Annotated in this window: 21 protein-coding genes; 11 read left to right on the forward strand and 10 right to left on the reverse strand. The window is 64.5% G+C overall.

The features are described from left to right. Window positions 1-4 precede the first annotated feature (4 nt). The 3 genes from BUA05_RS11885 to BUA05_RS11895 all read left to right on the forward strand — a co-directional run bounded on the left by BUA05_RS11885 (window position 5) and on the right by BUA05_RS11895 (window position 2,398). A complete protein-coding gene (locus BUA05_RS11885; RefSeq protein ID WP_072675230.1) occupies window positions 5-448 on the forward strand; it encodes a CopD family protein in 444 nt (147 codons plus the stop codon). A 233-nt stretch (window positions 449-681) separates the two neighbouring features. After that, the gene (rho, locus tag BUA05_RS11890; RefSeq protein ID WP_072675231.1) at window positions 682-1,947 is read left to right on the forward strand and encodes a transcription termination factor Rho; all 1,266 of its coding nucleotides are present in this window, start codon (window positions 682-684) and stop codon (window positions 1,945-1,947) included. A 58-nt stretch (window positions 1,948-2,005) separates the two neighbouring features. Continuing rightward, on the forward strand, window positions 2,006-2,398 hold the full coding sequence (locus BUA05_RS11895; protein WP_072675232.1) for a BLUF domain-containing protein: 393 nt from the start codon (window positions 2,006-2,008) through the stop codon (window positions 2,396-2,398). 154 nt (window positions 2,399-2,552) lie between these two features. Here the strand turns inward: BUA05_RS11895 and BUA05_RS11900 are convergent, their stop codons facing one another. Continuing rightward, the gene (locus tag BUA05_RS11900; protein WP_072675283.1) at window positions 2,553-2,912 is read right to left on the reverse strand and encodes a nuclear transport factor 2 family protein; all 360 of its coding nucleotides are present in this window, start codon (window positions 2,910-2,912) and stop codon (window positions 2,553-2,555) included. 47 nt (window positions 2,913-2,959) lie between these two features. Then, window positions 2,960-3,658, reverse strand: a complete 699-nt coding sequence (locus BUA05_RS11905; RefSeq protein WP_072675233.1) for a dienelactone hydrolase family protein — start codon at window positions 3,656-3,658, stop codon at window positions 2,960-2,962. A 101-nt stretch (window positions 3,659-3,759) separates the two neighbouring features. On the opposite strand from BUA05_RS11905, the gene BUA05_RS11910 reads away from it, so the two are divergent. The 6 genes from BUA05_RS11910 to BUA05_RS11935 all read left to right on the forward strand — a co-directional run bounded on the left by BUA05_RS11910 (window position 3,760) and on the right by BUA05_RS11935 (window position 9,696). After that, complete coding sequence (locus BUA05_RS11910) at window positions 3,760-4,023, forward strand: DUF6489 family protein (RefSeq protein ID WP_178139182.1); 264 nt, start codon at window positions 3,760-3,762, stop codon at window positions 4,021-4,023. Window positions 4,024-4,033: 10 nt separating this feature from the next. Then, window positions 4,034-5,320, forward strand: coding sequence for a tRNA uridine-5-carboxymethylaminomethyl(34) synthesis GTPase MnmE (gene mnmE / locus BUA05_RS11915; protein WP_072675234.1), 1,287 nt, complete (start codon window positions 4,034-4,036; stop codon window positions 5,318-5,320). 84 nt (window positions 5,321-5,404) lie between these two features. Continuing rightward, window positions 5,405-7,267, forward strand: coding sequence for a tRNA uridine-5-carboxymethylaminomethyl(34) synthesis enzyme MnmG (mnmG, locus tag BUA05_RS11920; protein ID WP_072675235.1), 1,863 nt, complete (start codon window positions 5,405-5,407; stop codon window positions 7,265-7,267). Beyond that, window positions 7,264-7,890, forward strand: coding sequence for a 16S rRNA (guanine(527)-N(7))-methyltransferase RsmG (rsmG, locus tag BUA05_RS11925; protein WP_072675236.1), 627 nt, complete (start codon window positions 7,264-7,266; stop codon window positions 7,888-7,890). Before mnmG ends, rsmG begins: the two co-directional genes overlap by 4 nt. A gap of 58 nt (window positions 7,891-7,948) precedes the next feature. Further along, complete coding sequence (locus BUA05_RS11930; RefSeq protein ID WP_072675237.1) at window positions 7,949-8,725, forward strand: ParA family protein; 777 nt, start codon at window positions 7,949-7,951, stop codon at window positions 8,723-8,725. Continuing rightward, window positions 8,722-9,696 carry a ParB/RepB/Spo0J family partition protein gene (locus BUA05_RS11935; protein ID WP_084662646.1) on the forward strand — a complete coding sequence of 325 codons (975 nt, stop codon included), beginning with the start codon at window positions 8,722-8,724 and terminating at the stop codon, window positions 9,694-9,696. The genes BUA05_RS11930 and BUA05_RS11935 overlap by 4 nt, the downstream gene beginning before the upstream one ends. A 128-nt stretch (window positions 9,697-9,824) precedes the next feature. On the opposite strand, the gene BUA05_RS11940 is transcribed toward BUA05_RS11935, so the two are convergent. Both BUA05_RS11940 and BUA05_RS11945 read right to left on the reverse strand, forming a co-directional pair. Then, window positions 9,825-10,721, reverse strand: a complete 897-nt coding sequence (locus BUA05_RS11940; RefSeq protein WP_072675239.1) for a hypothetical protein — start codon at window positions 10,719-10,721, stop codon at window positions 9,825-9,827. Window positions 10,722-10,860: 139 nt separating this feature from the next. Next, window positions 10,861-11,361, reverse strand: coding sequence for a GAF domain-containing protein (locus tag BUA05_RS11945; protein WP_072675240.1), 501 nt, complete (start codon window positions 11,359-11,361; stop codon window positions 10,861-10,863). A gap of 65 nt (window positions 11,362-11,426) precedes the next feature. Here BUA05_RS11945 and BUA05_RS11950 point away from each other — a divergent pair, with 65 nt between their 5' ends. Then, window positions 11,427-12,905: a PQQ-dependent sugar dehydrogenase gene (locus tag BUA05_RS11950; RefSeq protein ID WP_072675241.1), complete on the forward strand. Its 1,479-nt coding sequence runs from the start codon at window positions 11,427-11,429 to the stop codon at window positions 12,903-12,905. On the opposite strand, the gene BUA05_RS11955 is transcribed toward BUA05_RS11950, so the two are convergent. Beyond that, window positions 12,902-13,723 carry a DUF815 domain-containing protein gene (locus tag BUA05_RS11955; protein ID WP_072675242.1) on the reverse strand — a complete coding sequence of 274 codons (822 nt, stop codon included), beginning with the start codon at window positions 13,721-13,723 and terminating at the stop codon, window positions 12,902-12,904. The two genes, BUA05_RS11950 and BUA05_RS11955, sit on opposite strands and share 4 nt — an antisense overlap. 1 nt (window position 13,724) lies before the next feature. After that, a complete protein-coding gene (locus tag BUA05_RS11960; protein ID WP_072675243.1) occupies window positions 13,725-15,467 on the reverse strand; it encodes an acyl-CoA dehydrogenase family protein in 1,743 nt (580 codons plus the stop codon). Window positions 15,468-15,554: 87 nt separating this feature from the next. Between BUA05_RS11960 and BUA05_RS11965 the strand changes: the two genes are divergently transcribed. Further along, window positions 15,555-16,541, forward strand: a complete 987-nt coding sequence (locus BUA05_RS11965) for an L-threonylcarbamoyladenylate synthase (RefSeq protein ID WP_072675244.1) — start codon at window positions 15,555-15,557, stop codon at window positions 16,539-16,541. On the opposite strand, the gene BUA05_RS11970 is transcribed toward BUA05_RS11965, so the two are convergent. The 4 genes from BUA05_RS11970 to fdxA form a co-directional block, all read right to left on the reverse strand. After that, a complete protein-coding gene (locus tag BUA05_RS11970; RefSeq protein WP_072675245.1) occupies window positions 16,538-16,870 on the reverse strand; it encodes a hypothetical protein in 333 nt (110 codons plus the stop codon). The two genes, BUA05_RS11965 and BUA05_RS11970, sit on opposite strands and share 4 nt — an antisense overlap. A 37-nt stretch (window positions 16,871-16,907) precedes the next feature. Beyond that, window positions 16,908-17,684, reverse strand: a complete 777-nt coding sequence (locus BUA05_RS11975) for a head GIN domain-containing protein (RefSeq protein WP_072675246.1) — start codon at window positions 17,682-17,684, stop codon at window positions 16,908-16,910. Window positions 17,685-17,813: 129 nt separating this feature from the next. After that, window positions 17,814-18,347: a CarD family transcriptional regulator gene (locus tag BUA05_RS11980; RefSeq protein WP_072675247.1), complete on the reverse strand. Its 534-nt coding sequence runs from the start codon at window positions 18,345-18,347 to the stop codon at window positions 17,814-17,816. Window positions 18,348-18,623: 276 nt separating this feature from the next. Next, on the reverse strand, window positions 18,624-18,962 hold the full coding sequence (gene fdxA / locus BUA05_RS11985) for a ferredoxin FdxA (RefSeq protein ID WP_072675248.1): 339 nt from the start codon (window positions 18,960-18,962) through the stop codon (window positions 18,624-18,626). Window positions 18,963-18,966 lie beyond the last annotated feature (4 nt).

Consider the following 18,966-nt stretch of genomic DNA (forward strand, 5'->3'; position numbering starts at 1 on the left):
CGCCATGCAATCGACCCTCCTCACCATCTACCCCTTCCTCAAGATCGGACACGTGATCTTCATGGTGTTCTGGCTGGCAGGCCTGTTCATGCTGCCGCGCCAGTGCATTTACATGCTTGATCACGCGCCGGGTTCCGAAGGCGAGGCCAAGTGGGCCACCCGGATGGACAAGCTGCGCAAGATCATCCTGACGCCCAGCCTGATCATCGTGTGGGTGCTGGGGTTGACGATGGCGATCGCGATGGGCTTTTTCAGCCAGGGCTGGCTGCATGCCAAGCTGACGCTGGTGGTGGTGCTGACCGGCTATCATGGCTGGCTGGTCGGGCAGACCAAGAAGATGGCCCGTGGGGAACGTCCTTTGACCGAAGCCCGCCTGCGGCTGATCGGCGAGGTGCCGGGCCTGCTGCTGGTGCTGATCGTCGCGCTGGTCTATCTCAAGCCGTTCTGACAGCGGCGTCACCCTTCGCATATTTCCGCGATTGACCGCGCTCGATTGCGCTTCTATTTCGCGTTTCACCTATCCGGTAAATCGGAGCGTTTGTTCGCTTCGGCAGGTCTGCTTTCTCCAAGCCCAGCCCCGTCCGTCCTGTATCGTCCAAGTGCAGGCATGATCCGTCGGGGCGCCTCTTTTCCCAAGAGGTACTGACCATCCGGCCACCCTTGCTTTCGGAAAAATTCACAATGCATTTGAAAGACCTCAAGCGAAAGACCCCGGCCGAACTGGTCCAGATGGCCGAAGAACTGGGCGTCGAAGGCGCCTCGACCATGCGACGTCAGGATCTGCTGTTCAGCATCCTGCGCGAACTGGCCGAGGATGAGGAATACGAAGAAAAGATCATGGGCATCGGCACCATCGAGGTGCTGCAGGATGGTTTCGGTTTCCTGCGCTCGCCCGAAGCCAACTATCTTGCCGGGCCGGATGATATTTATATCTCGCCCAATCAGGTCCGCCGCTGGGGCCTGCGCACCGGCGATACCGTGGAGGGGGAGATCCGCGCGCCGCGCGATGGCGAGCGTTATTTCGCGCTGACCAGCCTCGCCAAGGTCAATTTCGACGATCCCGATGCGGTGCGTCTGCGCACCAATTTCGATAACCTGACGCCGCTTTACCCGGATTCGAAGCTGACACTCGACAGCCTTGATCCGACGGTGAAGGACAAAAGCGCGCGAGTGATCGACATCATCGCCCCGCAGGGCAAGGGCCAGCGCGCGCTGATTGTCGCCCCGCCGCGCACCGGTAAGACCGTGCTGCTCCAGAACATCGCCAAGGCGATCACGGACAACCACCCCGAGGTGTTCCTGATCGTGCTTCTGGTCGATGAACGGCCCGAGGAAGTCACCGACATGCAGCGCAGCGTGAAGGGTGAGGTCGTCTCCTCCACCTTCGATGAACCCGCGCAGCGCCACGTGCAGGTCGCCGAAATGGTGATCGAAAAGGCCAAGCGTCTGGTTGAACACAAGCATGACGTGGTGATCCTGCTCGATTCGATCACGCGTCTGGGCCGTGCCTACAACACCGTGGTGCCGTCTTCGGGCAAGGTGCTGACCGGCGGTGTCGATGCCAATGCGTTGCAGCGGCCCAAGCGGTTCTTTGGCGCGGCGCGCAATATCGAGGAAGGCGGCAGCCTTTCGATCATCGCCACCGCGCTGATCGACACCGGCAGCCGCATGGACGAAGTGATCTTTGAAGAGTTCAAGGGCACCGGCAACAGCGAAATCGTGCTCGATCGCAAGGTCGCCGACAAGCGCATCTTCCCCGCGCTTGATGTTGGCAAGTCCGGTACCCGCAAGGAAGAACTGCTGGTCGAAAAGGACCGCCTGTCCAAGATGTGGGTGCTGCGCCGCATCCTGATGCAGATGGGCACCGTAGATGCGATGGAGTTCCTGCTCGACAAGATGAAGGATTCCAAAACCAACGACGATTTCTTCGATACGATGAACCAGTAGGATCGCGCGCGCCGGGGGGTGGGCGTCAGACAGACGGACAAGGGACGGGTCGGGACAAGTGCTTAGCCAGTATCTCTATATCAGCACCGCGCCGACATTGCTGCGCGAAGAGGTCGATTCGATTCTCGCCACCAGCGCGCGCAATAATCCGGCGCGCGGCATCACAGGGCTGCTGCTGTTCAACGGTCGCAATTTCCTCCAGCTGCTCGAAGGCGCGGAGGGCGAGGTTAACGCGCTGATGGAAACGATCACCGCCGATCCCCGTCACAGCGGGGTTTCGGTGCTCGATCGGCGCGGGATCCACGCGCGCACCTGTCCCGATTGGGCCATGAAACGGGTGATGATTGCTGAAAGCATCGCCAGCCGGCGTGAGATGCTCGAAAGCGATCTGCCCGAAGGACTCGACCCTGAAGTGCGCAAGATGATCGTCAATTTCGCGGTGCTGAATTAGTCTGACGCTCCACGCACGTGGTCACCATTGCCATCATCGTGTCACGGGTCGAAGCGATGGTGGCGGCACAGATGCTCGAAGGCTAAGGCATCCCGGTGCGGCTGCGCAGGCGCGCGCAGATTACGATCTTGCGCCGCCGGCAGAGCAATAGCGGCTATCGCGCCGCACGTTCCAACTGCGCGCCCATCATCTCCCAGACTGCGTTGATCGCCTTCAATGGGCGCACCATAACCTTGAAATCGCTGATTTTTCCGCCATCATTGAGGCGGATGATATCGACCCCGTTGATGGTGATGCCATCCAGCTCGGTGACGAACTCAAGCATCATCTCGTTGCCGTCCACCAGCTCGCGGATATAGCGGAAGCTGTCATTCCCCAGCACGTGGGAAGCGGCGACCAGATAGGCCATGACCACTGGCTTGCCGACCTGCGGCGTGTGCACCACGGGTGAATGGAACACGGCATCGTCGGCCAGCAGGTCGGAGAGGAGGGCCGGATCGCTCCCGCCCTCCATATAGGCGTGCCAGCGGGCGAGGCCTTCGTGTTCCCGAGCGGCGGCGCTCACCCCAGATGCTCGGCGAAAAAGGCGGCGGTGCGGCTGTCGGCGAGGGTGGCGGCGGCATCATCGCGGCGCTTGCCGGTTTCCGTGGCGAAGCCGTGGTCCAGCCCTTCGTAATCATGCAGCGTCACCCGCGGGTGATCGTCCAGCCCTTCGTGCATCGCCTGCTGGGTTTCAGGACCGACAAAGCCATCTGCGGTGGGGATGTGCAGCATCAGCGGATTGGCGATGGCGTGTTTTTCGCCCAGCAGCCCGTCGATGCCGACCCCGTAATAGCCGACGCTGGCGTCGATATCGGTGCGTGCCGCGGTCATATAGGCGAGCCGCCCGCCGAGGCAGTAGCCGACACAGCCGACTTTGGCGACGCCCAGCGTGCGGCGGATGTGGTGGATCGTCGCTTCGATATCGCGGATTCCGGCGTCCTGGTTGAACTTGCCCATCATATCGAGCGCGGTCTGGAACTCGGCTTCGACATCGGGATCGAATTCCACGCCCGGTTCCAGACGCCAGAACAGATCGGGTGCGACCGCCAGCCAGCCTTCGGCGGCCAGCTTGTCACATTTCTGGCGGATGCCGGGGTTCACCCCGAAGATCTCCTGAATGACGATGATCGCACCTTTTGGCCTGCCTTCGGGCCGCGCGACATAGGCTTGGAAGCTGGCGTCACCGTCAAGGGTGGGAATGGTTTCATTCAGGCTCATGGTGTCTCTCTCGCTTTCGGGGAAGGGATGTCGGGCGAGTCCTATCTATTGCCTTGCCCGCTTGCCAAGCCCAAATGGACTAGGTGGCAGGAGGATACCCCATGAAGATCAACATCGAAATCGAATGCACGCCCGAAGAAGCCCGCAGCTTCATGGGTCTGCCCGATGTCAGCGCGGCCAATAACGTCTATGTCGAAAACATTGCCAAGGCGATGCGCGGGGTTTCGAACCCTGAACAATTGCAGGAATATGCCTCGGCGCTCGCGCCGATGGGGCAGGTCGGGCTGAAGCTGTTCCAGAGCTTTGTTGAAGGCGGGATGAAAGCGGCATCGAAGCGCGACGAAGGGCCAAAGGACTCGGACTGAATTTTCTGGCGTGACTGACAACCCAACCATTTTCGCCCTGTCCAGCGGCACGGTGCCATCCGCCATTGGCGTGATCCGCGTGTCAGGCCCGCAGGCTGGCGCGGCACTGGCGGCGCTGGCCGGGCGGATGCCGACCGCGCGCCGCGCGTCGCTGGCGCGCCTGCGCGATGGGGCCGGCGCGCTGCTGGATGAGGCGTTGGTGCTGTGGTTTCCGGGGCCGAACACAGCGACTGGTGAGGACCTGGCGGAAATGCACTGCCATGGTGGCCGCGCCGTGATTACGGCGGTGGAGGGGGCCCTGGCCGCACTGCCGGGCCTCCGCCCTGCCGAGCCGGGCGAATTTACCCGCCGCGCCTTTGCCAATGGCCGGATCGATCTCGCCGAGGCGGAAGGCTTGGCCGATCTTCTTTCGGCCGAAACCGAACTGGCCCGCGCCGCCGCGCTCGCCAATGCGGGCGGGGCGCTGTCGCGGCAGGTCGAGGCGTGGCGCGAGCGGGTGCTGGTTCTCTCCGCCGAGGTCGAAGGCGTGCTCGATTTCTCCGACGAGGAAGATGCGAGCGGCTTGCCGGAATGTTTCACGTGGAACATTGCCGCGCTCGCCGAAGAATTGCGGACATGGCTCGCCCGCCCGCGGTCAGAGCGGCTGGGAGAGGGGTTCCGGGTGGTGATCGCCGGGCCGCCCAATGCCGGGAAATCAACCCTTTTCAACGCTCTGGTGGAGAGCGAAGCGGCGATCACCTCGCCGATTGCGGGGACCACCCGCGATGTGATTGAACGCACCGTGGCGATTGGCGGGGTGCCCTTTACTCTTGTCGACACAGCGGGCCTGCGTGACGCGGCGGTGGCCGACGCGATTGAAGCTATCGGCATTGATCGTGCGAAAGGCGCGTTGGCGCGCGCTGATCTGGTGCTGTGGCTGGGGCCGGAGGGTATTGGGCCTCACGATGCGTGGGAGATCGCCGCACAGGCGGACCGACCCGGCTTCACCCCCAAGGACTCAGCGCGCTTTACGGTCTCGGCGATGAAGGGAGAGGGCCTGTCTGCGCTCAAGACGGCGCTGGTAGACAGGGCGCGCGCAGCCTTACCCAAGCCGGGCGAAGCTGCGCTCAATGCCCGCCAGCACGCACGGCTTGGCGAGGCGGCGGCGGCGCTTGAAGCGGCGAAGGCGCTTTCCGACCCCTTGCTCATTGCCGAGGAACTGCGCCGCGCTCGGCTTGCTTTCGATCGGTTGATCGGGCGGGCGACGACCGAAGACATGCTCGACACGCTGTTTGGGCGCTTCTGCATCGGGAAGTGATGGTGCTGAAAATGTTTCACGTGAAACATTGGCGGCACTGAATCATCTTTGACCTTCCGCATCCTGCGTCCTATCTGCCGCCCTATGCATTCCTTTGATGTCATCATCATCGGCGGCGGTCACGCCGGGGTCGAAGCCGCCTGCGCTTCGGCGCGGATGGGTGCGCGCACGGCGCTGGTCAGTTTTGACCTCGATGCGATTGGCGCGATGAGCTGCAATCCGGCGATCGGGGGTTTGGGCAAGGGCCATCTGGTGCGCGAGGTCGACGCGCTGGATGGCGTGATTGGCCGCGCGGCGGATGCAGGCGCGATTCACTACCGGATGCTCAACCGTTCCAAGGGCAGCGCCGTGTGGGGCCCGCGCGTGCAGGCTGACCGGGTGCGGTTCAAGGCGGCGGTGCAGGCAATTGTGCGGGCGCAGACGAACTTGACGCTGGTGCAGGGCGAGGCGGCAGCACTGAAGCTTGAAGCTGGGCGGGTCGCAGGGCTGGAACTCGCGGACGGCACGATCCTTGACGCGCGGCGCGTGGTGTTGTGCACCGGCACCTTCCTCGGCGGGGTGCTGTTCCGGGGCGAGGAGCGCTTTGAAGGCGGGCGCATTGGTGAGAACGCGGCCAGGCGGCTGGCGCAGCAGTTGCGCGGGGCCGACCTGCCGATGGCGCGGCTCAAGACCGGCACGCCTCCGCGAATCGATGGGCGCACCATTGATTGGGCCGCGTTGGAGGAGCAGCCTTCCGATGGTGAGGCCTGGACCATGTCCCCGCTCACCCCGCGCCGGATCAACCCGCAGGTGTTCTGCGCGATCACCCGCACTACGCAGGCGGGGCATGACGCGATTCGTGCCAATCTCCACCGCTCGCCGTTATTCTCTGGTGCCATCGGGGCCGCTGGCCCGCGTTATTGCCCCTCGATCGAGGACAAGATCCACCGTTTCGGCGACCGTGAGGGGCATCAGGTGTTTCTGGAGCCGGAGGGGCTCGACACCCATATGGTCTATCCCAATGGCATCAGCACTTCGCTGCCGGTGGATGTGCAGGAGACAGTGGTGCGCACCATGCCGGGCTGTGCGCGGGTGGAAATCGTGCAGCCGGGCTATGCGGTCGAATATGATCACATCGATCCGCGCGCGCTGACGCCCGATCTGCAGGTGCGGGCGATCCCCGGCCTCTATTGCGCCGGGCAGATCAACGGCACCACCGGTTACGAGGAAGCCGCTGCGCAGGGCCTTGTTGCGGGTCTCGAAGCGGCCGCTGCTGCGCTCGGCAAAGCAGCGCCGGTGCTCGACCGGGCCAATGCCTATATTGCGGTGATGGTCGATGATCTGACCTTGCAGGGCGTTTCGGAACCCTACCGCATGCTGACCGCCCGCGCGGAATATCGGTTGCGGCTCCGTGCCAATAATGCCGCAACGCGCCTGACCGGGCTGGGCATTGCGGCAGGTTGCATCGGCGAGGAGCGTCGGGCTTGGTGGGAGCGGCGCGAGGATCTGCGCGAAATGTTTCACGTGAAACATTCGCAGAAGGTCCACGCCCGCGAACTCGCCGATGCGGGCTTGCCGGTGCGGCGCGATCATGGGGAGAAGGCGCTGGCGGAATGGCTCCGTTATGATGGGGTAACGCCCGAGACGCTGACCCCGTGGTTGGGAGAGGCGACGGCGCTCGACCCGCTGCTGGCCGAGGAAATGGCCGAGGATGCGGCCTATGCGCCCTATCTTGCGCGGCAGGATGCCGAACTGCGCGATCTGCGTGCGAGTGAGGCGCTGCCGCTCGCGGCGGATTTCCCTTTCGCGCAGGTGCCGGGCCTCTCCCACGAGATGGTCGAACGCCTGACCACAGCTGCACCGGCGTCGCTGGCGGCGGCGGGCCGGGTGCCCGGGGTGACGCCCGCGGCGCTCTCGGCGTTGCTGGTCCATGCGCGCCGCCTGGTTAGCGGGCAGGGCGCGGCGTGATTACCACCGAAGCCGAAGCCCGCGCTTATGTTGCCGGGCTGACCGACGAAACTGGGATGGCGCGGATCGAGGCCTTTGCTGCGCTGGTGCTGGCGGAGAACCAGCGCCAGAACCTGATCGCCAAAGCCACCGAACCCCACATCTGGCAGCGCCACATTGCCGATTCGGCGCAGCTTATCGAAAATGTTTCACGTGAAACATTGGGCCCTAATGCGGTCGGACCGTGGCTTGACCTTGGCAGTGGGCCGGGCTTTCCGGGACTGGTGATTGCGGCGCTGTGCCCGAACATGCCGGTGGTTCTGGTTGAATCGCGGGCGCGGCGGGCGGTGTTTCTCGAATCCGCGATTGCCGCGCTCGGACTCACCAAATGCCGCGTCGAAGGCCAGCGGCTTGAGCGCGTCACACCGTTTCCGGCTCGGGCCATTTCGGCACGCGCCTTTGCGCCCTTGCCAAAGCTCCTCAGCTTGTCCGCACCCTTCTCCACAAGGGCGACCGCCTATGTCTTGCCCAAGGGACGTTCGGCGGCGCAAGAGTTGGAAGCAGTGAAGCCTGCGATTCGGGCAATGTTTCACGTGAAACATTCCTTGACCGATCCCGAGGCCGGGATCATCGTGAAGGCCTGACACGAAAAGGCGCTTTGGATTCAACCGGAATCCGGCTGCGGGAAGGACGGGTTACGCCATGCTCACCATCGCGATTGCCAATCAGAAGGGCGGCGTGGGCAAGACCACCACTGCGATCAACATCGCCACGGCCATGGCCGCGACCGGGTGGCGCACGCTGCTGATCGACCTTGATCCGCAGGGCAATGCCTCGACCGGGCTTGGGGTGCATTCGTCGGCGCGCGAAGTGTCCAGTTATGATCTGCTGGTTGATGAGGTTGCGCTGGAAAGTGCCATCGTGCCCACCAGCATCCCACGGTTGGATATCGTTCCGGCGACGGTCGATCTGTCCGGCGCTGAGGTTGAGCTGGTTTCGGTTGAGGAGCGCACCGCAAGGCTGCGCCGCGCGCTGGAAAACCACACGGGCCATGATATAGCCTTTATCGACTGCCCGCCTTCGCTCGGCCTGCTGACGCTGAATGCGCTGTGCGCCGCCGATACGCTGCTGGTGCCGCTGCAATGCGAATTTTTCGCGCTCGAGGGGCTGAGCCAGCTGCTGCAGACCGTCGATCAGGTGCAGCAGCGCTTCAATCCGCAGCTCGGTATTATCGGGGTGGCGCTGACGATGTTCGACCGGCGCAACCGTTTGACCGATCAGGTTTCGGATGACGTGCGTGATTGCCTCGGCAAGCTGGTGTTCGACACGGTGATCCCGCGCAACGTGCGCCTGTCCGAAGCGCCGAGCCATGGCTTGCCCGCGTTGATCTATGATCAGCACTGCGCCGGCAGCCGCGCCTATATGGCACTGGCGCGCGAATTGATCGGGCGCTTTCCCGCAGAAAGGCAGGCGGCATGACCGACGATACAACGCAACCGATTGATTTGGGTGCTCCTTCTCGCATGGCGGCGGAAAAACCGCGGCGGCTTGGCAAGGGTCTGGGCGCGCTGTTGGGGGAAACCCGGCGCGAGGAACCGCTCGCTCGGCGTGATGAGCCTGAAGATGCGCCTGCATCGGGCGGTCCAGTGCTGCGGATGCTTGCGCTGGCCACGATCAAGCCGCTGCCGGGCAACCCGCGCCAATATTTCGATGAAGCGGCGCTGGAGGAATTGGCGGCCTCGATTGCCACGCGCGGGGTGATCCAGCCGATCATTGTCCGCCCGCATCCCCAGGGTCAGGGGTATCAGCTGGTCGCGGGTGAGCGCCGCTGGCGCGCGGCCCAGAAGGCGCGGTTGCACGAAATTCCGGCGCTGGTGCGGACCCTGACCGATCGCGAAGTGATGGCGCTCGCGCTGATTGAGAACCTGCAGCGCGAGGATCTCAACCCGGTCGAGGAAGCGCGCGCCTATCAGCGGCTTTCGGACGACGAGGGCATGATTCAGGCCGATATCGCAAAGATGGTCGAAAAGTCGCGCAGCCATGTTGCGAACATGCAGCGGCTGCTGACCCTGCCCGATATGGTGCTCGACCTGGTTGAGCAGAGCAAGCTGAGCGTCGGCCATGCCCGCGCTCTGGTCGGGCGCGACGATGCTGCGCAGCTGGCGGAAATTGCGGTCAAGGAAGGCCTCTCGGTGCGCGATATCGAGGTGCTGAGCCGCAAGCTGGCCAAGGGTGGTGATGCCACCGGCAGCGGCGCTGGCAAGAGCCGCGGCGAGACCGTCGAAAACGCCGATATTCTGGCGGTTCAGCAACATCTTGAGGAATTTCTTGGGCTTGGCGTGCGCATCAAGCCCGAGATTGATCCGCGCAAAGGGACGATTACGATCCGCTACACTACGCTCGATCAGCTCGATCTGTTGTGTCAGCGGCTTACCGGGGGTGAGTTCTGAACCCTTTCGCCGGGTAACCGGATAGCAAAGGCCTCGGAAGTCGCGCTCCGTTTTGGAGGCTGCTTCCGGGGCCTTTGCTTATCCGCCATCCAGCCCCAGGCCGGGGGCAAGGCAGGAGCTGGGGCGCCTTAACGGCCGGTCTTGATCATCTTGGGCGAAGGCCGCGGCGCGGGGCGCGCGGGCGGCGCACCGGGGACGGTATAGGTTTCCTCGCGCACGGTCTCGCGCACCACCACCCGCTGCTGCTGTTGGCCGCGCACCGGCACCATCACCATCTGCGGCGGCGGGGCATAGGAATAGCCATAATTATAGCCGCCCGGATAGCCATAGCCATAGCCCGGGCCTTGCTGATACGGGGCATAGGGAATCTCGCGCGCGGCGATCCGGGCGCCCGGCGCGCCATATTGCGACAGGTAGCTGTCCAGCGCAGCCTCGCAATCATAGAAGTTTTTGCGCTTGTTGCTGTTGAACAGGCTGCCGATCAGACCGCCGATCAACCCGCCGCCTCCAACCCCGAGCACGGTGCCAAGCACCCGGTCGCCGGCCCCGGCAATCTCATAGCCCCCAAACCCGCCCGCGATCGCGCCGAGCAATCCGCCGATGATGGTTCCGGTGTCGTTCTTGTTGCGCCCGCGGGTGCGGCGGCGGCATTCATCGATCCACTGGTCACGCTCGAACACGGGCGGGGCCGGGGCATAGGCCATCGGCGCGGCATGGGTGTGGGTATAGCCTTGCCCCATATGACCCTGCGGGGTGGCGGGGAGCGGCGGCGGGCCGTCAATCCGGCGGGTGCGGGTGATGGTTTCAACCCCGTCAGCGCCGATCGTGGTCTGGGTGGTCGGATTCGCGCTCATGGCCGGGGCAGTGCGGTACTCCAGCGGCAGCGTGCGCACTTCGTCCACGCTCATCGGGGCGAGCGGCGGCATGTCGCTGTAATTCTGGGCGGCCGCGGCGACCGGAAGGGCCAGTGCGGGCAGCGCAATGGCCAGCGCGGTGAAAGGTCGGATCCGAAGACGGGTGGACATTGGCAATTTTCCCTTAAACAGCCAATCCCGACAGGCGGCGCGGCTGATGGTTAGCAAATGCTTACCATCCACCACCCCTTGTTCCCAAGCGATGCTGTGGGCGCTGTCCCGTTTCGGGCCGGTCAGACGCGCGCATCTGTCAGATGCGGTCGGCCAGCAGCGCGGCGAGCGCCTCGATCCCGGTCGCATCGGCTTGCGTGAAGCGTGCCGGGGAGGGGCTGTCGCAATCGATCACAGCAATCACCGCGCCATCGCGCAGCACCGGCACCACCAGTTCCGATCGGCTGGCCGCATCACACGCAATATGGCCGGGAAAGGCGTGGACATCCGCGACACATTGCGTGGCGCGGGTTTCTGCCGCCGCCCCGCACACGCCTGCGCCAAAGGGGATGCGGATGCAGGCCGGACGGCCCACGAACGGGCCAAGCACCAGTTCGCTGCCCGCGCCGTCCTTGCTTGGCGCGACGCGGTAGAAGCCCGCCCAGTTGAGATCGGGCAGGAAATCCCACAATAGCGCCGCGACATTGGCCATGTTGGCAACCGCGTCCGGCTCGCCCGCGGTCAGCGCGTCGGCGGCTTCGCACAGCTGGCGGTGCGTCTCTGCCGGATCGAGCGCGGGATCGGGCTTGAAATCATACATCGGACAAGGGGCCTTTGCTGTCTTGCAGGTTGCCGCCGGGGCGGGGCGGCTCTATCTCCCTTCACATGGCATTATCCCGCAAAATCGCAATCGCTGTCCTTGTCGTCGTCCTGTTGGTCGGAGGCGGACTATTCTGGCTTTCCCGTGGCGACACCGCGGATCTGACGGTTGAGGAGGTCGCTGGCACCGATCCCGTTCTGCAGGAACCTGCGGCGGAAAGTTTCCCGACGGTCAAGATCGCCGAGCCGGTGGGCTGGAAAGCGGACGAGGCGCCAGTTCCGGCCGAGGGGCTTGAGGTTGTACGCTTTGCCGAAGGGCTGGATCATCCGCGCACCCTCTACACCCTGCCCAATGGCGATGTGCTGGTGGCGCTAACCCGTGCGCCCAAGCGAGACAGCGGGAATGGCGGGATCATGGGCACGATCCGCGGCTGGATCGAAGGCTTCCTGTTTTCCAAGGCCGGATCGGCGGGCGAATCGGCCAACCAAATCGTGCTGCTGCGCGATGCCGATGGGGATGGCACCGCCGAAACGCAGAAGGTGCTGCTTGAAGAAGGGCTCGATTCCCCTTCGGGGATGAGCTGGCAGGACGGCACGCTCTATGTCGCCAATCACAATGCCGTGCTGGCCTTTGCCTACACGCTTGGCACCGACAAGGTCACCAGCACCCCGCGCAAGCTAATGGATCTGCCCGGCGGGGGCGGCCACTGGATGCGCAACGTGGAGCTGGCGCCCGACGGCAAGAGCCTGTTCGTTGCGGTCGGATCGGTCAGCAATATCGGCGAGGCCGGGATGGAGGCCGAAGAAGGCCGCGCCATGATCTGGGAATATGATCTGGAGGCCGGTCGCCAGCGCCAGTTCGCTGTCGGCCTGCGCAATCCGAACGGGATGGATTTCAGCCCCTGGACCGGCGAGCTGTGGACCACGGTGAACGAACGCGACATGCTTGGTTCGGATCTGGTGCCGGATTATCTCACCAATGTGCCGGTGGGCGCGCAATACGGCTGGCCGTGGATCTATTTCAAAAACAATATTGATCGCCGGGTCGAAACGCCGATGCCGGCCTATCTGATGGAATATACCCGCAAGCCCGAATATGCGCTCGGCTCGCATGTCGCGGCGCTGGGCATGGTGTTCGCGCGTGAAGGCCATGTGATGGGCGATGATTTCGCCAGCGGGGTTTTCGTGGCGCGGCACGGATCGTGGAACCGCAAGCCGCCCTCGGGCTATGACGTGGTCTATGTGGCGTTTGATGCGCGCGGCAATCCGGTGGGCAAGCCGCAGCCGGTGCTGACCGGGTTCCTGACCGGCGAGGGCACCACCCGCGGTCGCCCGACCTGGGTCGAATGGGCGGGCGACGGCGCCTTGCTGGTGTCGGACGATACGGCGGGGATCATCTGGCGGGTGCGTTCGCCCTCGGCCTCGCCGGCCGCGGCGATTGCACGGCTGACCAGCGAACGCCTGCCGCCCCAGCGCGAGCTGCGCGATCCGCGCGCGGTGTTCGAGGAGGATTACCTGCGCCAGCAGGCCGGGCAGCAGAACTAAAGGGAAATACCAGCGCGCCCCGCCAGTTCGGTGGCGAATTGCAGCGCGGTGCGGCCTGACCGGTTGCCGCGCTGGATGGCGAAGGCCATGGCCTCCTCCGCGTCGAAGCTAAGCCCGAGCGGCGCGGTATAGCCTTCAAGGATCGCGAGATAGGTGTCCTTGTCCGCCGGGTGGAACCCCAGCGTCAGCCCGAAACGATCCGCCAGCGCCAGCGCATCGTCACGCTCGTCACGTTCGTGCAGCGCGGAGCTGGTATCTTCGCGCATGGTGATGGCGCGGCGGTTGGCGGTCACGATGATGCGGATATGCGGCGGCCGCGCGGCAACCCCGCCATCCAGCAGGCTGCGCAAGGCCAGCATCTCGGCCCGGCCATCCGCGCCGAAGCCAAGATCATCGATCAACAGCAGGACAGCGCGGCTCTGCCCGGCAAGCTCTGCGATCAGCGTGGGGAAGGTCGGCAGTGCGCCGGGGGCAAGCTGCACCAGCGCCAGCGCCTTGGGTTTTTCCGCCTGCACGTCGGCCACAGCGGCGCGCACCAGCGCGGATTTGCCCATGCCCCGCGCGCCCCACAGCAGCACATCATGTGCCGCAGCGCCATGCGCCAGCCGGGCGCAATTGTTGCGCAGCGCGACTTTCTGCGCGTCGATGCCGTGCAGCCGACCCATCGGCAATGCATCCAGCACCGGAACGTTGCGCGCCCACTCGCCCTCCCACACATAGGCGGGGTGGGAAAGCCAGTCTGTCGGCCGCACCGGGGCGGGGGCGAGCCGTTCGAGCGCGGCCGCGATCCGTTCCCAGACCTCGTCCCCGCCCGTCATGTCAGCCGACCAGCGCTTCGGCAGGGAGATCGTATAGCCCCTCGGCCCCGGCGGTTGCGCCTGCCTTGAGGCCCGCTGCTTCGGGCACGATCCGGTCGAGGAAGAAGCGCACGGTCACCGGCTTGGTCGATGCCAGCGCGGGCGCGGCGCCTTCGGCCACGGCTGCGGCCTGCTTCATCAGCTGCCATCCGGCGACCGTGACGGCGGCCATTGTGCAAAACGGCACACTGCCTGCGAGCCGATCATCGAGGCTCGCCTCGTCGCGCATCCACCGGGCGATCCCGGCGCAATCCTGTGCGAGGCTGGCCAGCGCGGCTTCTCCTGCGGCTTCGCGCGCGATCATGTCGAACAATGCGACCATTGCCTCACCGCCATCAAGGCCGAGCTTGCGGGTCACAAGATCGGCGGCCTGAATCCCGTTGGTGCCTTCGTAAATCGGGGCAATGCGGGAATCACGCCAGTGCTGGGCCGCGCCGGTTTCCTCGACAAAGCCCATGCCGCCGTGGATCTGGATGCCGAGCCCGGCCACTTCCACCCCGATATCCGTGCCCCACGCCTTGATCAGCGGCACGATGATGTCGGCGCGGTTCTTTGCCGCCTCGTCCCCCAGATTGCCGCGATCGACCTGGCCTGCGCAGTAATAGAGCAGCGCGCGGCTGCCCTCGGTCAGGGCCTTCATGCGCAGGATCATGCGGCGCACATCGGGATGTTCGATAATCGCCACGGGGGTCTTGTCGGGCGACCCGGCGCGCGCCGATTGCACCCGGTCGCGGGCATAGGCCATCGCCTGCTGGGTCGCCCGCTCTCCGATCTGCACGCCCTGGTTGCCGACATTGATGCGGGCATTGTTCATCATCGTGAACATCGCGGCGAGGCCCTTGTTCTCGTGGCCCACCAACTCGCCAATGCAGTCCCCGTTGTCGCCATAGGACATGACGCAGGTGGGCGAGGCATTGATGCCCAGCTTGTGTTCAAGGCTGACGCAGCGCAGATCATTGTGGGGGCCGAGCGTTCCGTCGGCATTCACATGATATTTCGGCACCACGAACAGGCTGATCCCGCGCGAACCCTCCGGCGCACCGGGCAGGCGGGCGAGGACGAGGTGGATGATGTTGTCGGCAAGATCATGCTCGCCCCAGGTGATGTAGATCTTCTGGCCAGTGATCCTGTAGTTTCCGGCGTGGGGGCCTTCCGTGATCGGTTCCGCCGTGCTGCGCAGCGCGCCGACATCGCTGCCTGCGCCCGGTTCGGTCAGGTTCATCGTCCCCGACCACCGTCCGCTGACAAGGTTGGGCAGGTATTTCGCCTGCTGGCCCTTGCTGCCGTGATGTTCCAGCGCCTCGATCGCGCCGACCGAGAGCATGGGGAGCAGCGTGAACGCCATATTGGCCGCGCCGAGGTTCTCCAGCACGTTGCACGACAGGGTGAAGGGCAGGCCCTGACCGCCGAAGGCTTCGGGCGAGGCAATCGCGTTCCAGCCTTGCTCGACATAGGCGTCGTAAGCTTGCCGGAACCCGTCGGGCAGGCGCACCACGCCGTTTTCAAGGCGAGCGCCCTCCAGATCACCGATGCGGTTCAAGGGCGCGAATTCTCCGGCGGCGAATTGGCCGACTCCCTCGACGATGGCTTCGACCAGATCAGGTTCGGCATGGGCGAAGCGATCCGACTGGGCAAGCTCCTCGATCCCGGCATTGACGCGGATGGCGAGCAGCTGGTCGGCGGTGGGCGGGGTAAAGGGGGTCACGGCAAGGAATCCTGTGGGGCTGGCGTGAAGGAGAGGCGATGCGCCGCACACTTGGCAGGGCGCGCGCCAGTCTATAGCGCTTGGCCCATGAGCGGCAAGAACGTTACGGAAGTGGTGCTGGCAGATGCCGCAGGAATCGCAAAAGCGGTGCAAATCCTCGAATCGGGCGGGCTGGTCGCGGTGCCGACCGAAACGGTCTATGGCCTCGCCGCAAGGGCCGACAGCGCCGAGGCGGTGGCGAAGATCTATGCCGCGAAGGGACGTCCGGATTTCAATCCGCTGATCGTGCATGTGCGCGATGCGGAGCAGGCGGCGGAATATGCCGAGTGGCTCGACGAAGCAGATCTTGCCGCAGGGATCCACTGGCCCGGCCCGCTGACGCTGGTTCTGCCGAAAAGGGACGAGGCCGTTCTGGCCGAGGCTGTGACGGCAGGCCTCCCGACAGTCGCGCTGCGCGCTCCGAGTCACCCTGTGATGCGCGCGCTGCTTGAGGCCGTGCCGTTTCCGCTCGCCGCGCCTTCGGCGAACCGCTCGGGCTTCATCAGCCCGACGACGGCGCAGCATGTGCTTGCCTCGCTCGATGGGCGGATTGATCTGGTGCTTGATGCCGGACCGACGTCGCAGGGGTTGGAATCGACAATTCTGGCGATCGACCGTCACGGGACGTGGAGGGAGCTGCGGCCCGGGCCAGTGGATAGCGACGCTCTCCACCGCCACCACTTCGACACGGGCCTGCCGGTGAGTGGTCAATCCGGGAGGGCCAAAGCGCGCATCGAAGCGCGGATAGAGGCTCCGGGCCAGCTCGCCAGCCATTATGCGCCGGGCAAACCCGTGCGGCTGAATGCGCAAGGGGCCGCGCCGGACGAATTCCTGATCGGCTTCGGCGCGGTTCCCGGTGACTGCACGCTGTCGGCGAGTGGTGACGTCAACGAAGCGGCGACGCAGCTCTATGCCTGCCTTCACCAAGCCGCTCGCGCCGATCAGCGCCGGATTGCCATCGCCCCAGTGCCGGACAAGGGCGTGGGCCGCGCGATCAACGACCGCTTGCGGCGGGCGGCCGCCCCGGCGGGCTAATCGCGGTCAGGCTCTACCGGCACACCCTGCATCAGCGCCTTCTGCTCGGCGCGGATCGCCTGAGCGCGCTCGCATGCCGCATCATCATCATTACCGCAGCGTTTCATCGCCCTGGTGTAATCGCGTTCGAGCGCGCCAATCCGCTCCTCGCGCTTGCGAAGCTTTCGCCCGCGCTTTTCATCCGCTTCGGACTGGCTGGTGGTCGCCGCATCCACCCCGGCGCTGACCGCCTTCACCGGCAGGGTGACAACATCGACCGCCGCACGGGCAAGACAGCCTTGCAGGGCAAGCGAGGCAAGCCCAAGGGCGAGAAGCTGAGGAGCGCGCATGCATGGTGTGTCGCGCGCTCCCCGGCGAAATGCAAATCTATTCTGCGGGTTCTTCGGCAGGCAGGGCGGACGGTGCGGTTTCTGCCGCTGCCGGATTGCAGGTCAGTGTGCCCGACCCGAAGGCGTTGACGGTGCATTTGGCGCTGCCTGTCACCTTCACGTCACCCGCGCCGGCGATACTGGCTTCGACCGTGCCGTCAGAGGCGAAGGCGACATCGCCTGAACCACCGATCGCCACTTCGGCGCGGTCGGCCTTGAGCCCGGCCAGATCGACATCGCCCGAACCGCCGATATTGATTTCCAGCCGCTGGGCCGTGCCTGCGCCCTTGATCTTGCCGCTGCCGCCGATGTTCACCTCGAAGGTCTCGGCAGCGACACTCGCGAATTCGACGGAACCCGAACCGCCGATATTGATCGACGAGGTGTTGGCGAGCGATTGCGCCTTCACGCTGCCACTGCCGGCGATCACCAGTTCTTCGGGCGGGGGCATGGTGATGCGGATCGTGGCCTGGCCGCCATCCTTCCAGCCATCCTCGCGGGCGATGCCGATCAGCTTGTCGTCGCGCACGAAGCGCAAGCTATCGGTGCTTTCGCCTTCGACCGTGAGATTGAACGCCGCGCCTTCGGTGAGGATCACCTGGTCGCCAGAGGACAGCACCAGTTCGGTCGGCGCCGGGCCGCTCATGTCGAGTTCGGCCAGCGGCACGCCTTCCTTGCCGTTGATCCGGATATTTGTGCCGTCGCATCCCGAAAGGGCAGTGCCGAGTGCGAGCGCGGCGAGCGGGGCCATGCGCTTGAAGAACGGGTTGATCATGATTTTCTCCGAGGCGTGTTTAGCGTGTTGCCGATATAATACACTAATCCGGGTGGCGCAAGCCGGACAAACAAAAAGGGCTGCCCCGGCGGGGGCAGCCCTTGATGTGTTCACAATGCGGTGAAAGCGTCAGCCTTCCTCGGCGCTCTCGTAATATTGCGGGGCGTGTTCGCGCAGCACGTCGAGAATCTTGTTCAGCGCGGCCGGCTCGTCCGTTTCTTCCATCGCTGCCAGTTCACGCGCGAGGCGGCTGGAAGCGGCCTCGAAGATCTGGCGTTCCGAATAGGACTGTTCGGGCTGGTCTTCGGGGCGGAACAGATCGCGGGTCACCTCGGCGATCGACACCAGGTCGCCCGAGTTGATCTTGGCTTCGTATTCCTGGGCGCGGCGCGACCACATGGTGCGCTTGACCTTGGGCTTGCCCTTCAAGGTTTCCATCGCCTGCTTCAGGGTCTTGTCGGAAGACAGCTTGCGCATCCCTATCGATTCGACCTTGTTGACCGGCACGCGGAGCGTCATGCGTTCCTTTTCAAAGCGCAGCACGTAGAGTTCGAGCTGCATTCCGGCGATTTCCTCGCTCTGCAGTTCGATCACCCGGCCCACGCCGTGCTTGGGGTAGACAACATAGTCACCAACGGTGAATGCGTTTGCGGTGCTTGCCATGCAAGTTCCTTTCTATGGGCCATACCGGCAGGGGGAGAGGGACGATCTGCCGGGCGGCGCGACCTTGTTCCGGATGGAACGAAAGCGCCGGGATCGGATCGTCCGGAGGGGGTTGCTGGTATGTGGCCTTCCTGGTTTCAACGCCTGCGCCAGCCCTTGATTATCGACCCAAGACCGCGCGGTGTGACTTCCATATAGCACGCCCGCAACAAAATTGCGAGTCGGCGTTTGCCTGCGCCTGCGTAAAGCTGCGGATTCGCAGCTTCGCAGGCAAAATCAATCACCCTCGCCGGGTTCGGTGCTGAAATACTTCTGGAACTTGTCCTTTTCGCCCTTGTGCTCGTCGGCATCGTCGGGCGGGGATTTCTGGCTGGTGATGTTGGGCCACTGAGCCGAATATGTCGTGTTCAGTTCGAGCCACTTCTCCAGCCCGTCCTCGGTATCGGGCAGGATCGCCTCGGCCGGGCATTCCGGCTCGCACACACCGCAATCGATGCATTCGCTGGGATTGATCACCAGCATGTTTTCGCCTTCGTAGAAACAATCGACCGGGCAGACTTCGACACAGTCGGTATATTTGCACTTGATGCAGTCTTCGGTGACGACGTAGGTCATTGCG

Source organism: Erythrobacter sanguineus (genome assembly GCF_900143235.1).
GTDB lineage: Bacteria > Pseudomonadota > Alphaproteobacteria > Sphingomonadales > Sphingomonadaceae > Erythrobacter > Erythrobacter sanguineus.

Bases quoted from the DNA above. Each gene is read 5' to 3' on its own strand.
- BUA05_RS11885 (WP_072675230.1), top strand. From the start codon at position 5: ATGCAATCGACCCTCCTCACCATCTACCCCTTCCTCAAGATCGGACAC.
- rho (WP_072675231.1), top strand. From the start codon at position 682: ATGCATTTGAAAGACCTCAAGCGAAAGACCCCGGCCGAACTGGTCCAG.
- BUA05_RS11900 (WP_072675283.1), bottom strand. From the start codon at position 2,912: ATGGAGGGCGGGAGCGATCCGGCCCTCCTCTCCGACCTGCTGGCCGAC.
- BUA05_RS11905 (WP_072675233.1), bottom strand. From the start codon at position 3,658: ATGAGCCTGAATGAAACCATTCCCACCCTTGACGGTGACGCCAGCTTC.
- BUA05_RS11910 (WP_178139182.1), top strand. From the start codon at position 3,760: ATGAAGATCAACATCGAAATCGAATGCACGCCCGAAGAAGCCCGCAGC.
- mnmG (WP_072675235.1), top strand. From the start codon at position 5,405: ATGCATTCCTTTGATGTCATCATCATCGGCGGCGGTCACGCCGGGGTC.
- BUA05_RS11930 (WP_072675237.1), top strand. From the start codon at position 7,949: ATGCTCACCATCGCGATTGCCAATCAGAAGGGCGGCGTGGGCAAGACC.
- BUA05_RS11935 (WP_084662646.1), top strand. From the start codon at position 8,722: ATGACCGACGATACAACGCAACCGATTGATTTGGGTGCTCCTTCTCGC.
- BUA05_RS11940 (WP_072675239.1), bottom strand. From the start codon at position 10,721: ATGTCCACCCGTCTTCGGATCCGACCTTTCACCGCGCTGGCCATTGCG.
- BUA05_RS11945 (WP_072675240.1), bottom strand. From the start codon at position 11,361: ATGTATGATTTCAAGCCCGATCCCGCGCTCGATCCGGCAGAGACGCAC.
- BUA05_RS11950 (WP_072675241.1), top strand. From the start codon at position 11,427: ATGGCATTATCCCGCAAAATCGCAATCGCTGTCCTTGTCGTCGTCCTG.
- BUA05_RS11955 (WP_072675242.1), bottom strand. From the start codon at position 13,723: ATGACGGGCGGGGACGAGGTCTGGGAACGGATCGCGGCCGCGCTCGAA.
- BUA05_RS11965 (WP_072675244.1), top strand. From the start codon at position 15,555: ATGAGCGGCAAGAACGTTACGGAAGTGGTGCTGGCAGATGCCGCAGGA.
- BUA05_RS11970 (WP_072675245.1), bottom strand. From the start codon at position 16,870: ATGCGCGCTCCTCAGCTTCTCGCCCTTGGGCTTGCCTCGCTTGCCCTG.
- BUA05_RS11975 (WP_072675246.1), bottom strand. From the start codon at position 17,684: ATGATCAACCCGTTCTTCAAGCGCATGGCCCCGCTCGCCGCGCTCGCA.
- BUA05_RS11980 (WP_072675247.1), bottom strand. From the start codon at position 18,347: ATGGCAAGCACCGCAAACGCATTCACCGTTGGTGACTATGTTGTCTAC.
- fdxA (WP_072675248.1), bottom strand. From the start codon at position 18,962: ATGACCTACGTCGTCACCGAAGACTGCATCAAGTGCAAATATACCGAC.